This window comes from Paraburkholderia suaedae, from assembly GCF_040812055.1.
GTDB lineage: Bacteria > Pseudomonadota > Gammaproteobacteria > Burkholderiales > Burkholderiaceae > Paraburkholderia.
Genome location: NZ_JBFOAH010000033.1, coordinates 1 through 13,715 on the forward strand (window position 1 = coordinate 1; position 13,715 = coordinate 13,715).

General features: G+C 60.5%; 12 protein-coding genes. 6 read left to right on the plus strand and 6 right to left on the minus strand.

What is annotated here, in order from left to right:
- Positions 1-190: 190 nt before the first annotated feature.
- Positions 191-1,105, minus strand: coding sequence for a choline sulfate utilization transcriptional regulator (locus tag ABQJ48_RS31525; RefSeq protein ID WP_367841858.1), 915 nt, complete (start codon positions 1,103-1,105; stop codon positions 191-193).
- Positions 1,106-1,243: 138 nt separating this feature from the next.
- Between ABQJ48_RS31525 and betC the strand changes: the two genes are divergently transcribed.
- The 3 genes from betC (at position 1,244) to ABQJ48_RS31540 (ending at position 5,221) form a co-directional block, all read left to right on the plus strand.
- Positions 1,244-2,800, plus strand: a complete 1,557-nt coding sequence (gene betC, locus ABQJ48_RS31530) for a choline-sulfatase (RefSeq protein ID WP_367841859.1) — start codon at positions 1,244-1,246, stop codon at positions 2,798-2,800.
- A 52-nt stretch (positions 2,801-2,852) separates the two neighbouring features.
- Complete coding sequence (locus ABQJ48_RS31535) at positions 2,853-3,806, plus strand: choline ABC transporter substrate-binding protein (protein ID WP_367841860.1); 954 nt, start codon at positions 2,853-2,855, stop codon at positions 3,804-3,806.
- A 266-nt stretch (positions 3,807-4,072) separates the two neighbouring features.
- Positions 4,073-5,221, plus strand: coding sequence for a porin (locus ABQJ48_RS31540; protein ID WP_367841861.1), 1,149 nt, complete (start codon positions 4,073-4,075; stop codon positions 5,219-5,221).
- Positions 5,222-5,399: 178 nt separating this feature from the next.
- On the opposite strand, the gene ABQJ48_RS31545 is transcribed toward ABQJ48_RS31540, so the two are convergent.
- A complete protein-coding gene (locus ABQJ48_RS31545) occupies positions 5,400-7,064 on the minus strand; it encodes an alpha-amylase family protein (protein ID WP_367841862.1) in 1,665 nt (554 codons plus the stop codon).
- 48 nt (positions 7,065-7,112) lie between these two features.
- On the opposite strand from ABQJ48_RS31545, the gene ABQJ48_RS31550 reads away from it, so the two are divergent.
- Positions 7,113-8,687, plus strand: coding sequence for an alpha-amylase family glycosyl hydrolase (locus ABQJ48_RS31550; protein WP_367841863.1), 1,575 nt, complete (start codon positions 7,113-7,115; stop codon positions 8,685-8,687).
- A 42-nt stretch (positions 8,688-8,729) separates the two neighbouring features.
- On the opposite strand, the gene ABQJ48_RS31555 is transcribed toward ABQJ48_RS31550, so the two are convergent.
- The 4 genes from ABQJ48_RS31555 to ABQJ48_RS31570 form a co-directional block, all read right to left on the minus strand.
- Complete coding sequence (locus ABQJ48_RS31555; RefSeq protein WP_367841864.1) at positions 8,730-9,896, minus strand: extracellular catalytic domain type 2 short-chain-length polyhydroxyalkanoate depolymerase; 1,167 nt, start codon at positions 9,894-9,896, stop codon at positions 8,730-8,732.
- 365 nt (positions 9,897-10,261) lie between these two features.
- Positions 10,262-10,468, minus strand: coding sequence for a hypothetical protein (locus tag ABQJ48_RS31560; protein ID WP_367841865.1), 207 nt, complete (start codon positions 10,466-10,468; stop codon positions 10,262-10,264).
- 79 nt (positions 10,469-10,547) lie between these two features.
- Complete coding sequence (locus ABQJ48_RS31565) at positions 10,548-10,916, minus strand: DUF3579 domain-containing protein (RefSeq protein ID WP_367841907.1); 369 nt, start codon at positions 10,914-10,916, stop codon at positions 10,548-10,550.
- Positions 10,917-10,972: 56 nt separating this feature from the next.
- The gene (locus ABQJ48_RS31570; protein WP_367841866.1) at positions 10,973-11,128 is read right to left on the minus strand and encodes a hypothetical protein; all 156 of its coding nucleotides are present in this window, start codon (positions 11,126-11,128) and stop codon (positions 10,973-10,975) included.
- Positions 11,129-11,190: 62 nt separating this feature from the next.
- Between ABQJ48_RS31570 and ABQJ48_RS31575 the strand changes: the two genes are divergently transcribed.
- On the plus strand, positions 11,191-12,204 hold the full coding sequence (locus ABQJ48_RS31575) for an ABC transporter substrate-binding protein (RefSeq protein WP_367841867.1): 1,014 nt from the start codon (positions 11,191-11,193) through the stop codon (positions 12,202-12,204).
- A gap of 355 nt (positions 12,205-12,559) precedes the next feature.
- The gene (locus ABQJ48_RS31580) at positions 12,560-13,687 is read left to right on the plus strand and encodes a porin (RefSeq protein WP_367841868.1); all 1,128 of its coding nucleotides are present in this window, start codon (positions 12,560-12,562) and stop codon (positions 13,685-13,687) included.
- Positions 13,688-13,715 lie beyond the last annotated feature (28 nt).

The following is a 13,715-nucleotide window of genomic DNA, read 5'->3' on the forward strand; positions in this document are numbered from 1 at the left end:
GCGTGGATAGCTGGGTGAAGTGAGCGCGGTAGCGGGATCGAGCGGGACTCGCCGGATGGATGAAGCTTAAGCGGCGAGTTTGACGCGGTTTTACGAGCAGTCGTTTCAAGGAGAGCGCCGCTAAAAAAGCGGCGTTTTTTTTTATTGCAGCACCACTGTTCTACCGACGTCGGATGGCAGCGTCGCGCGCTCATTCCATGTCAAGCCCGCATTCGTCGAGCAGCCAGCGGCGAAACGCACTGACGGCCGGAGTGGCTGCGCGCTGCGTGACGAGCAGATAACCACGCTCGGTCACCACAGGCGTGTCGAACAGTTCGACCAGTTGCCCGGTGGCAAGCAGCTCGTTGACGAGCGGCGTCCAACCGAGCGCCACGCCCTGGCCCATGATGGCCGCGTGAGCCACCAGCGTAAAGCTATTGAACGTAATGCCCCGGTGCGCCGCGGGCGCGTCCAGACCGTGCACGGCGAACCAGTCGGCCCACGAGAGCCAGCGCGCCGGCTGGGTCGGTTCGAGATGCAAAAGCGGCAGGTTCATCAGGTCGCACGGCTCGCGCAGGCCCGGATGCGTCGCGAGAAAGGCGGGGCTGCACACCGGCGTCACACGTTCTGGAAATAGCTTGATTGCGCCGCGCGCGGTCCAGTCCGCGTTTTCGTCGCCGAACGGGATGACGATGTCCGCCTGATCGTGCGCCGGATCGAACACCTTTTGCGAGGTGATGATCTTGACGTCGACGTCCGGCATCAGCGCCTTGAACTGCGAGAGGCGCGGCATCAACCAATAGGTGGCGAAGCCGAAATCGGTGGAGAGCGTCAGCGTGTGCGGCGTGCGTCGTGCGCGAATCTCGGCCGTGGCAACGCGGATCGTATCGAGCGCACTCCGCACCGCGTCGAAGAGATGCACGCCGTCTTCAGTCAGCGTGACGCCGCGATGGCCGCGCTCGAACAGCGGGACACCCAACGATTCTTCGAGTTGCACGACGCGCTGACTGACCGCTGGCTGCGTCGAACCCAGTTCGCGCGCGGCGGCTGTGAAACTGGCCAGACGCGCCGCGGATTCGAACATCGTCAACGCCTGCATTGGCGGTAATCGATCCAGCTTCGACATAACACCCCCTTATAGGCACATAACGATTTGCCGTCTTCACAGCGGCGAATTGGACGGCAATAGTGATGCTCATCGCGGGATCGCACACCGGCTCCCAGCTTGCACCCACACTTGTGATTTTATTCGAGGCGCGCTCCGATGCTTGACACCAAAAAGAATATTCTTATTCTGATGGCTGACCAGATGACACCGTTCGCGCTGGCCGCGTACGGTCACCGTTTGACGAAAACGCCCCACTTAGACCGCCTCGCCAGGCAGGGCGTAGTATTCGAGTCGGCTTATTGCGCGAGTCCTCTGTGTGCACCATCGCGCTTTTCTTTCTTATCGGGAAAACTGCCTTCCGCGATTGGCGCGTACGACAATGCCGCGGAATTTCCTTCGCAAACGCTGACATTCGCCCATTATCTTCGCGCTGAGGGATATCGCACGATTCTTTCCGGGAAAATGCATTTCTGCGGCGCGGATCAATTGCATGGATTCGAGGAGCGGCTCACCACCGACATCTATCCCGCCGATTTCGGCTGGACGCCCAACTGGGACGATGTCGAAACACGCCCTACGTGGTATCACAACATGAGTTCCGTGATCGACGCCGGCCCGTGCGTGCGTACCAACCAACTGGATTTCGACGACGAAGTCACCTTCACTACGAGGCAGAAACTCTTCGATATCGCACGCGAGCGTCATGCGGGCAAGGACGTACGGCCTTTCTGCATGGTCGCCTCACTGACACATCCACACGATCCCTACGCGATTCCGCAAAAGTACTGGGACATGTACCGCGACGAAGATATCGACATGCCCGTGCATCGCGATTCATTCGACGCAGCCGATCCGCATTCCAAACGCCTGCGGCACGTTTGCGAAACCGACCGCACGCCGCCCACCGACCAGCAGATCCGCAACGCGCGCCGCGCGTATTACGGCGCGATCTCTTACGTCGACGAACAGTTCGGCGCGATTCTGGAGGCGCTCGAACAGTCGGGCCTCGCCGAAGATACGATGATCATCGTGACGTCAGACCATGGCGAGATGCTTGGAGAGCGGGGGCTCTGGTACAAGATGACTTTTTTCGAAGGCGGCTGCCGGGTACCACTGATCGTGCACGCGCCGCAACAGTTCGACGCGCATCGCGTGCAGGCGTCGGTTTCACACCTCGATCTGTTGCCGACGCTGGTCGAGCTGGCGCGCGGCGAACAGCCGGCCGCATGGCCCGACTCGCTCGATGGCCGCACGCTCGTGCCGCATCTTCGAGGTAGCGCAAAGGCAATAGATGGGCAGCACGGTCACGATGAGGCGATCGGAGAATATCTCGCAGAAGGCGCAATTGCCCCAATTGTGATGCTGCGGCGCGGGCGCTTTAAGTTCATTCACACGCCGGCCGATCCCGACCAGCTGTATGACGTGCAAGCCGACCCCCTGGAGCGCGCGAATCTCGCGGCTCGCGCGGAATATGCATCACAGGTCGCGTCATTGCGCGACGAGATCGCCCGGCGCTGGAATCTCGACGCGCTGCACAACCAGGTACTGCAAAGTCAACGGCGGCGGCGCTTTCATTTCGAGGCGACCACGCAAGGCACGGTAGCGTCGTGGGACTGGCAACCGTTTGTCGATGCGAGCCAACGCTACATGCGCAACAACATCGATCTCGACACACTGGAAGCCATGGCACGCTTTCCCGCGGTCGAGCATTGATATCGTAAGTTCAGTGTTCGTTCAGTCCTCAACCCACCTACAGGAAGCCGACATGATGAAAAAGCTCTTAAAACAGGCGCTATCCGGCGTTGTGCTGCTGTGCGCGGCGACCGCTTTCGCCTCCGCCGCCGAACCGCAGTCCTGCACTCAAGTGAAGATGGCGGGGCCGGGTTGGACCGACATCGACGCAACCAATGCGATGACCGGTGTTCTGCTGAAGGCGCTCGGCTACAAGCAGAACGTGGCTAATCTGTCGGTGCCGATCACGTATCAAGGCTTGAAGAAAGGCCAGATCGACGTGTTTCTCGGCAACTGGATGCCGGCGCAAGCGCCGGTAGTCAAGCCGTTCGAAGAGGAAAAGTCAATCGAGGTCGTGCATCCGAATCTGAGCAATGCGAAGTTCACGCTCGCGGTGCCCGATTATGTGGCGGCCGCCGGCGTACATTCGTTCGCGGACCTCGCGAAGAACGCCGACAAGTTCGACAACAGGATCTACGGTATTGAACCGGGCGCGCCGGCTAATCAGAACATCAAGAAGATGGTCGATGACAAGGCATTCGGACTCGGCAACTGGAAAGTGGTGGAATCGAGCGAAACCGGCATGCTCACGCAGGTGGAGCGCGCGGTGCGTGAGAAGAAGTGGATCGTGTTCCTCGCCTGGGAGCCGCATGTCATGAACACGAAGTTCAAGCTGACCTACCTCGACGGCGGCGACAAGTACTTCGGCCCGGACTACGGGGGTGCCACTGTCAATACGGTCGCGCGCAGCGGATACGCCGAGCAGTGCCCGAATGTCGGTCGCCTGTTCAAGCAACTCACGTTCAATGTAGATCTCGAAAACGGCGTGATCACGGAAGTACTGGAGAAGAAGACGGGCGTCGACGCGGCGGCCACAGAAGCGCTCAAGCGCCACCCCGAATTATTGAAGTCCTGGCTCGACGGCGTGAACACGGTCAGCGGCGGTAATGGCCTGCAAGCCGTCCAAACGGCACTTGGGGTGAAGTAACGGCGGCATGGCTAACTGCAGGTCGCTGCACGACAGATTTATGTCGCATCCGGCCGAATCGCCACAAATTTGAACCCTTATTCTTGAGCCGTCGACGGGCCTGGCCGGAAATGACAGGCATCGACGATAGCTCTAGTCCGTAGCAATCAGTCTCAACCCGTTTCGAACTGCCCGTCATGCGAGAAGCGCGGCGCGTTGCAATGCAGCGCGCAGCAGGGATCGCCTTATCCAACAAAATACGCAGGAAAAGAGCAGGGGACAATTAGATGAAAAAGAGAAATGCCGTCAGCCTATCGGGACTCGCTATCGCAATCAGCGCCGTCTGCGTGCCAACGTCTGTCCACGCGCAGAGCAGCGTCACCTTATACGGCATCCTGGACGCGGGCATTACCTACGTGAACAATGCCGGCGGCGCCAATCAGTTCAAGTTTGACGACGGTATTTCGTACGGCAACCGGCTAGGCTTCAAGGGCGTGGAAGATCTCGGCGGTGGCCTGCAAGCCGTGTTCGTGCTCGAATCGGGGTTTCACCTGGGCAACGGGCAATTGGGTTTTGGCGGGGCTGAATTCGGACGTCAGGCTTATGTGGGCCTGAAAAATAGCTGGGGCACGCTGTCGTTCGGCAATCAGCTCGACATGACCGAGGAGTTTGCTTACCTATATAACATTTCGGCCTGGGCGAGCGGCTACGCGATCCATCAGGGCGACTTCGATCGGATGAACGGCGACCGCCTGCCGAACTCGATCAAATTCCTGTCGAGCGATTTCTCGGGCTTTTCGTTCGGCGGCATGTATTCGTTCGGCAATACCGCGGGCGACTTCCATCAGAAGAGCGCATGGAGCGTAGGCGCGCGCTACGAACATGGCGCGTTCAATGTGGGCACCGCTTACACCCAGCTGAACAATCCGTACGGCATTTATGCGTTCGACCCCTATGCAATGATCGGCACGCATACATTCCTCGGCCAGCCGACTGTTTCTATCGATCCGGCCACCGGCGCAGTGACGGACCTGTATAGCTCTTCGTCGTTCCCGGTCGACAAGCAAGGTGCGTTTGCAATCGGCGCGGCCTACACGATCGACAAGGTGATGGTGAGCGGCAACTTCACCTACACGACGATCAAGGGTTTTGGGCAGACCTCGCATATGCAGGTCTACGAAGCGGGCGCCTCGTATTCCTTCGCGCCGGATTTGACGCTGTATGGCGGCTATCAGCATACGAGATTCGAAGGCAATCACTGGAACCAGGGTTCGCTGGGCTTGCACTATCTGTTGTCCAAGCGCACCGACGTGTACATTTCCGGCGATTATCTTCGCGCGTCGAACGGCGTGGATGCTGTGATTGGCTACAGCTTCACACCGTCGACCTCGAACACGCAGAGCGACGTGCGTATCGGAATGAGGCATTCGTTCTGATCGGTTGCAGTTCGGGTTCTCACGCGGCTATCGGAATTGGATGGCTTTCCGGCGGGACGCTCGGCGACGCGGACCCTGCCCGCGCCTTGCGGGCGAAAGCCGCTGCGCTTTTCGCGCGGTTCAACGATGGAGCGACTTGCTCAAAGCATGACGGAACAGAGGCGATGGCCGCTGCCGTCTAAACCTCACTGCGCCTGAGCAGATAATCGAGCCCGCCGAGGCGATACCATCTGTACCCATACGGTTCGAGCACGACCGCATGCCGGCCGTCATCGTCCGCCTCGCTGTGATCGTCGGACAGAAGATTGATCAGCCGGTCGTCGCCCGGTTGAGCGCATCCGGAGCGGAATCTCACGGTGCATGCATCGGCGCCGAAGTTATGCGCGCACAGCAGCGAGTTGTTGCGCCAGTCATAACGCAGCACGAGTACGTCGCTTCTCGAACTGCGCAGCACTTCGAAGTTGCCCCAGCTGATTTCCGGCATTTCGCGGCGCATGCGAATCATTCGCTCTGTCCAGTTCAAAAACGAATTCGGGTCGCGCCGCTGGCTCGCGACGTTAATGCGCTCAAAACCATAGGCCCCGCCGGAAATCGCGCGGACCGGCGGTTTTGGATGCTTCGTGAAGCCGCCCTGCGGTTCCGTCGACCATTGCATCGGCGTGCGCGCGCATTCGCGATCGGGCCGGCGCAGGTCGTCGCCCATGCCGATTTCATCGCCGTAGCGCAAGACAGGTGTGCCCGGCAAGGTCAGCAACAGGCTGTAGGCGAGTTCCAGGCGGCGTCTGTCGCCCGCTAGCATCGGTGCGAGTCTGCGACGAATGCCGCGGCCATAGAGCTGCATGTCCGGCTGCGGGGCAAACGCGGCGAACACCGCATCGCGCTGCTCCGGTGACAGGCGGCCCAGATCGAGCTCGTCGTGATTGCGCAGGAACACGCCCCATTGCGCGCTCGCGGGACGTGTCCTCGTCGCAACGAGTGCCTTCTTCAACGGCTTCGTGTCACCGGTCGCGAGTGTGTAGAACGTGCTTTGATTCAGCTGGAAGTTGAACATCATTGGCATGCGCTCTCCCTCGTCGCCGAAGTATTCAAGGTCGGTATTGGGGAGCACGTTGGCTTCCGCGAGAATGATCGCGTTGCCCTCGCGCCACTGCAGAAACTCGCGAAATGCTCGCAGCATGTCGTATTGCTCGACGGGCTCACGCACCTTTGGACCCTTCGCCGCAATCACGAAAGGCACGGCGTCCATGCGGAAGCCGGACACGCCAAGCTGGATCCAGAAGCCCATGATCTTGAGCAACTCGGCGTGCACGTAGGGATTGGCAGTGTCCAGGTCCGGTTGAAAGTCGTAGAAACGATGGAAATACCAGCGCTTGGCCTGCTTGTCGAAACTCCATGTCGACTTCTGAACGCCCGGGAATACCACGCCATCGTTTGCATTGGGCGGTTTGCTGTCGGACCAGACGTACCAGTCGCGATATTTCGAATCGGGATCGCTACGTGCTTCCTTAAACCACGGATGCTGGTCGGACGTGTGATTGACCACGAGGTCGATGATCACGCGCAAGCCCCGCTCGGCGCACGCATGCGTGAATTCGGCGAAGTCGCCGAGCGTGCCGTATTTCGGATCGACGTTGTAATAGTCGGACACGTCGTAGCCGTGATCGCGCCCAGGCGAGGGCTGAAAGGGCATGAGCCAGATGGTTGTTACGCCCAGTCCCTGCAGATAGTCGAGCCGGCGCATGAGACCCTGAAAGTCGCCGACGCCGTCGCCATTGGCGTCCATGAACGTGCCTACCGAAAGGCAATAAACGATGGCGTTTTTGTACCAGAGGTCGCTGAGCATAGGGTCCGTGCGTTGGATCAGAACAATCAACCGTTGAGAGAATGTGCGATGTCGGAACTGGCGTGGTGGCAACGCGGCGCGATCTACCAGATCTATCCGCGCTCGTTTCAGGACAGCAATGGCGATGGCGTCGGCGACCTGACCGGCATCCATGCGCGTCTGGAATATGTTGCCGCGCTGGGTGTGGATGCCATCTGGATTACCCCGATCTACCCGTCGCCCATGGTGGACTTCGGCTACGACGTTGCGGACTACTGTGACATCGACCCGATGTTCGGCACGCTCGCCGGATTCCAGCAATTGCTGGACCGCGCCCATCAACTCGGGCTCAAATTGCTGCTCGACTTCGTGCCGAACCATTCGTCGGACCTGCATCCGTGGTTCGAGGAAAGCCGTTCGTCACGCGACAATCCGAAGCGCGACTGGTATCTGTGGCGCGATCCGGCACCGGGTGGCGGCCCACCGAACAACTGGTTAAGCCGCATGGGCGGCTCCGCGTGGGAATGGGACGAGCATACGGGTCAGTACTACTATCATGCGTTCCTGCGTGAGCAACCCGACCTGAACTGGCGCAATCCGGAAGTGCGCCGGGCCATGGACGACGTGCTGCGCTTCTGGCTGGATCGCGGCGTCGACGGATTTCGCGTGGATGTGCTGTGGCTGCTGATCAAGGACGCCCAGTTTCGCGACAACCCGCCGAACCCCGCGTACCGGCCGGGCGAGCCCGAACATCACCGGCTCTTGCAGACTTACACCGAGGATCAGCCGGAAGTGCATGAAATCGTGCGTTCGATGCGTGCCACACTCGACGAGTACGGCGAGCGCGTATTGATCGGCGAAATCTACTTGCCCGTTTCGCAACTCGTGAAGTACTACGGCACGAATGGCGAAGGCGCGAACATGCCGTTCAATTTCCAGTTGCTCAGCGCGAAGTGGAATGCGGGCGAGATCGCCGGCATGATCAGGGATTACAACAGCGCATTGCCCGAACACGCGTGGCCGAACTGGGTGCTCGGCAATCACGACAATCCGCGCGTCGCATCGCGCATCGGCACGACGCAGGCGCGCGTGGCGGCGGTGCTGCTACTGACGCTGCGCGGTACGCCGACGCTTTATTATGGCGACGAGATCGGCATGACAGACGGGCATATTGCACCGGATGAGATCAGAGATCCGGTGGAGTTGCGGCAGCCCGGCATCGGCCAGGGACGCGATCCCGAGCGTACGCCCATGCAATGGGACAACTCGCTCCCCCATGCGGGCTTTACCAGCGGCAGACCGTGGCTACCCGTTGGTACGACGTCGAGCGTACGTGGCCAGGATCTCGACGCGTCGAGCACGCTCTCGCTATACCGCCGCTTGTTAGGCTTGCGGCGCAGCAACCCCGCGCTCGTGGAGGGCACAATCGAGAATGTCGTCGCACACGGCGACGTGCTGACTTATGAGCGGCGCTGCCGCAATCAACGGCTTTTCATTGCGCTAAACATGGGCTTTGAAGATGCGACCGTGCAATCGCCAGCGGGGGTGCTCTTGCTATCGACGCTTCCCGCTCGCGACGGCGAAGCAGTTGCCGATGGCGTCAACCATATTGCGTCAGGGGAAGCGCTAATCGTTTCTGTCTAACTCTTGTGCTGAGGGTGGCGAATCGAACCATGCACATCGGCGTTAGGGTCGGCCAGTCACGCGCTGCACCATCGCGTAGAGCACCGACATCTGCAAGCCGCGCTTGAGCGCGTAGTTGGGGTCGTATTGGTTGGAGTAGCCCCACCAGTCGGAGCATGCATTCGGGTTCGTCGGTCCCGGCGCAGACGACGCAATCGTGTCGGGATAGACCACCACCAGTTGGTTGGTGTCGGCCCATTCATTTATCCCCGCCTCGGTGACCCAGCGGTTTCCGATCAGTGAGGACTCCTGCAAACAGCCGTGAAGCGCGAGCAGCAGTCCGCAATTGTTCCCTTGTACGCAGGCTTTAGGAACAAAAACGCTGCCAGTTGGACTCATCGAAAGGTTGGGCGACGCGCCGAACTCGGTTTGGTCGAATGCGGAAAGCGTACCGGAGAGCTTTCCGTCGTTGCGCGGTGCCAACGGGCCCAGGAACATCGTCAGCCACGTTTTTACGGAATCGTAGACGGCGCCATTCGCCGAGCAGTGCACCATGTAGGGACTGCCGAGCGTGCCGCATGCAAGTTCGCCGTCCGGCGATTCCCAGCCGTGCTCGGCGGGAAATCCATTGTCGAAGTGAACATTGGCCCCGTAATGCCGGTATTCCGAATTGAGGTCGGCCATCTCCAGCGGATTGACGACCTCGTCTTGCGTGCCGGACCAGAGATAGACGGGCTGCCCGCGCAGATTCGTCGCCTGGTCGATGGTGCCGAGAGACGATTGCGCGTCCAGATACGCCTCCGATACCGCAAGCGTGCTGTTGTACGACGCCTGATTCGTCGGAAGCGTCAAGCCGCCACAGTTTGCCAGGGCCGTCAAGGCTCCTCCTGTGCCAGCGCACCAATACACACCGCCAGCGTAGACCGCGGCCCCTTTGAAGGTCGACGAGTGGGCGACGTGCATCTGTACTGCCGCAAAACCGCCGGAGGAAATGCCGGCGACGAAGACTTTCGATGGGTCGATCCGGTAGCGCTGAAGTTTTATGACAGCGGACGAGACCGACCCACCGTCGGCGGTCAGGCTCGCGGGTGTGGTTGGCGCCTTCTGCGCCGACGCTCGCATTGCAGCGGTATCGGCACTGCTCGAATCGCTACTACCTCCGCACCCGGTAAGGGCGATCACCAACACAGCTGCCGACGCTAAGCGAAGGCCCAACACCGTTGTCTTCATCGTCGTCCCCTCGTCTTCACGGAAGAATCGGATTGCGACGCGCGATGCCGCGCGGCAGTATCGCGGTGTCGCAAGAATCGCTCCTGGGGCGGTGGCAATCGGAGGAGGCCATGACTGCATTGTCCGGCCGTTTCGGGAACGCGCGACACCGTTGGCTGCGGGCGGTCAACCCATTCAGCAGATTTGGGAGGCAGTTACGCAACTAACGGTCATGGACAATGGGCTACCGCGAAAACCGGGCGTTGGCTCGCCTGCGGGGACTGCCTGTGCGGGCAGCGAATGTCACAGGCGGTATGGCTTGCAAGCGGACCGGGCCCCCACGGCGTGCGCGCTTGGACCTGTCCGCGGCTTCCCCGCAGTCCGACCTACCACAGGCTGTCGCGGCCCGCGACGAGCTCACCGACGCGTGCCGCCGGGCCCGCCCTTTCCGCAGCGCTCAGCCACACCTGCCCGTCGCATCGTGCGCATAGCGCCAACTCGCGCGCGTGCGAGGCATCCGGCCGTGACACGGTGGTTTGGTATCCACAGGCAGCGCACGCATAGGTGTAACGCACTTCAGTGGGTGTCTTCATGAACCGCCTCCTCATCGCGGCCTGTACGTAACCGTGTAGCGCCAGTCGGGAGAGTCCGGATCACCGACGCACTCGCTAGTTACCGCTGCCTGCGCTGCAGCCTCGGGGCACGCTTCGGAACGCACCCTGTGCGTTGATCGACAACCCGGCGGATGTCCACTGCCAGGTCATTGTCCCGTGCGAACCGCATGACAAACTCGAATGCGGCCGGGCAGACGCGTTGTAACTCGTGCGCGATGCGCAGGCATTTAAGGTCCTGCTCGATTACCGGCATCGCAAGCCGAGTGCAGATGATATGGATGCCGGTGCCCCGCTCCCCGACGAACAGCGTGATGACCCCGGTCAGGCGTTCGGCCCAATCGCCGGGCCGAAACTGCTTGCGTTGCGACGTCACGCCGCGGATCAGGTAATGGTCAATGCCATCGTCGGTCATGTTGGCGGAATCAATATCGATGCTGTGATTCTACGAACTGCAATCCTTCTGCCGGCTTTCACCAGTCGCGATTACCGGTGGGGGTTTTCCACGACGGCATCACGTATTCCGGCATCGCGGCGCGAAAGCAGACCGACGACAACCCTGACTTCGCCGCGCGTCACCTCATGGAAATCCCCTAAGAAACTGGCCTCGCCGTGAAAGCGGTGGGAAAGATTGGTGCCCACACAATCGCGCCATCGATGCGAACAGGCAGCACCCTGCTGCCGACAAATAACGGAGACTATCGATGCGACCGAATCTGAGCGCGTTTCGCCATATTGCGCTTGCTTCCAGCCTGCTGTTCAGCCTTGCCTCGCAACACGCGACGGCTGCGGATTCCGGCAAGATCACTGTCATGGTCGGGGGCATCACGAAGCTGATCTACCTGCCGGCGCGCCTGACACAACAACTGGGTTACTTCAAGGACGAGGGGCTCGACGTCGAACTGCTGTCGCAGCCGGCCGGTGTCGATGCAGAGAACGAACTGCTGGCCGGCGCCGTCCAGGGTGTGGTCGGTTTCTATGATCACACGATCGATCTGCAGACCAAGGGCAAGGACGTCAAGGCGATTGTCGTGTTTGGGCAGGTGCCGGGCGAAGTCGAAATGGTGTCGACGAAAGCGGCCGATACGCTGAAATCGATGGGTGACGTCAAGGGTAAAACGCTCGGCGTGACGGGCCTCGGCTCGTCGACCAGCTTCCTGACGCAATACCTTGCCGGACAGCACGGTATTCAATCGACGGAATACTCGACGCTGCCGGTGGGCGCCGACGCCAGCTTCATTGCGGCTATCAAGCAAAACCGTATAGACGCGGGCATGACTACCGAGCCCACGGTGTCGGCACTGCTGAAATCGGGCGAGGCAAAAGTGCTCGTCGACATGCGCTCGGTCGAGGGCACGAAGGCGGCGCTCGGCGGCACCTACCCCGCATCGAGTCTCTACGTGCAGGCCGCCTGGGCCGATTCGCACAAGGCCGACGCCGCCAAACTCGCGCATGCCTTCGTTCGCACCTTGCAATTCATCCACACGCATAGCGCGGAAGAGATCGCCGCGAAGATGCCCGACGACTATCAGAAAGACAAGCCGCTCTACGTGAGCGCTCTAAAGGCGTCGCTGCCGATGTACACCGTCGACGGGAAGATGCCGGCCGATGGGCCGGCCACCGTCCTCAAGGTGTTGTCGGCGTTCAACCCGTCGGTGAAGGGCAAGCATATTGAATTGGGCAAGACCTACACCAACGAGTTTGTCAGCTCGAAGTAGACCACTGGCGCGCTCGGCGTGTTCAGGCAATGGCAGATCGCGTCTCACAATGGGGCGATCTGCGCTACCTATCTGATACGCGAGAAACAGGGCGTTCAGTCACCAGAACGCAGTCCTGACGTTGCGGCGCTTGGCAAACATCCTCGGCAGAGGGATACCGAATAACGGGCGAGGATGCAGCGGCGCATATCAGTGAAACCACTTAGTTGTACAAAGGACACGGGAAAGGATCGTGAAGGATTGGGGTAACTAGCATTGCGTCAATTCGCATAACGGATCGGATATCCGACCAGATGGGCTGCAGCAGCCGCGAACAACAATCAGACTTTCAACGCAGCAACTTGAGGAGACGGACTTGAAGAAAAGATACCTTACGCTGGCAGTCGCGGCCAGTGCATTCGGGGCAAGCGGTGCATACGCCCAGTCGAGTGTGCAGCTCTACGGGCTGATGGACCTGAGCGTGCCGACGTATCAGTCGCATGCCAATGCCAATGGCGATCACGTCATCGGTATGGGCATTGGCGGTGAGCCGTGGTTCAGCGGTAGTCGCTGGGGCGTGAGGGGCGCCGAGGATATCGGTTCAGGTTCCAGGATCATTTTCCGGCTCGAGAGTGAGTACGTGGTCGCCAATGGGCAGATGGAAGACCCGGGCCAGATCTTCGATCGCGACGCATGGGTCGGTATCGAAAACGACACGTTCGGCAAGTTCACGGCGGGCTTCCAGAACACCATCGCGCGCGATGCGTCGGCGATCTACGGCGACCCCTATGGCAGCGCGCGGCTGACCACGGAAGAGGGCGGCTGGACGAACTCGAACAACTTCAAGCAGATGATCTTCTACGCAGCCAGCGCGACGGGCACGCGTTACACCAATGGCGTGGCGTGGAAGAAGCTTTTCAACAACGGCATTTTTGCGAGCGCGGGCTATGCCTTCGGCAACACGACGAGCTTCGGCACCAACTCCAACTACCAGGCGGCGCTCGGGTACAACGGTGGCCCGTTCAACGTGTCGGGCTTCTATAGCCATGCGAACCGCGTTGGCTTCACGAATCAGTCGTTCTCGGTGGGTGGCAACTACACGTTCGGCATTCTTCGCGCCAATGCCGGCTACTTCCGCTATCTCGGCAACCAGGGGGCGCTGGGTCAGCGTCAGGACAACGCGTGGACCGTGTCGCTCAAGCTCTCGCCAAAGGGCCCGTTCGACTACGAACTCGGCTATCAGCAGATGCGCGTGAAGAACGCCGCGTACAACGCGGACGGCGACATTCCGAACGCGAACATCGGCGCGTTCGATCCGACGTCGGGCCTGCACAATGGCTATAAGGAGACGCTGTACTGGTCGGCGTTTTACCATTTGTCCAAGCGTACCGAAGTCTATCTGGCGGGCGACTACATGAGGCTTCACGGCGGCTATACGGTCGGAACCACGTTTGGTGCGACCAACCAGCTTGAACTGACGACCGGCGTGCGCACCCGCTTCTGATCCGGGAAACCCGCGCCTCGCGGCTGAT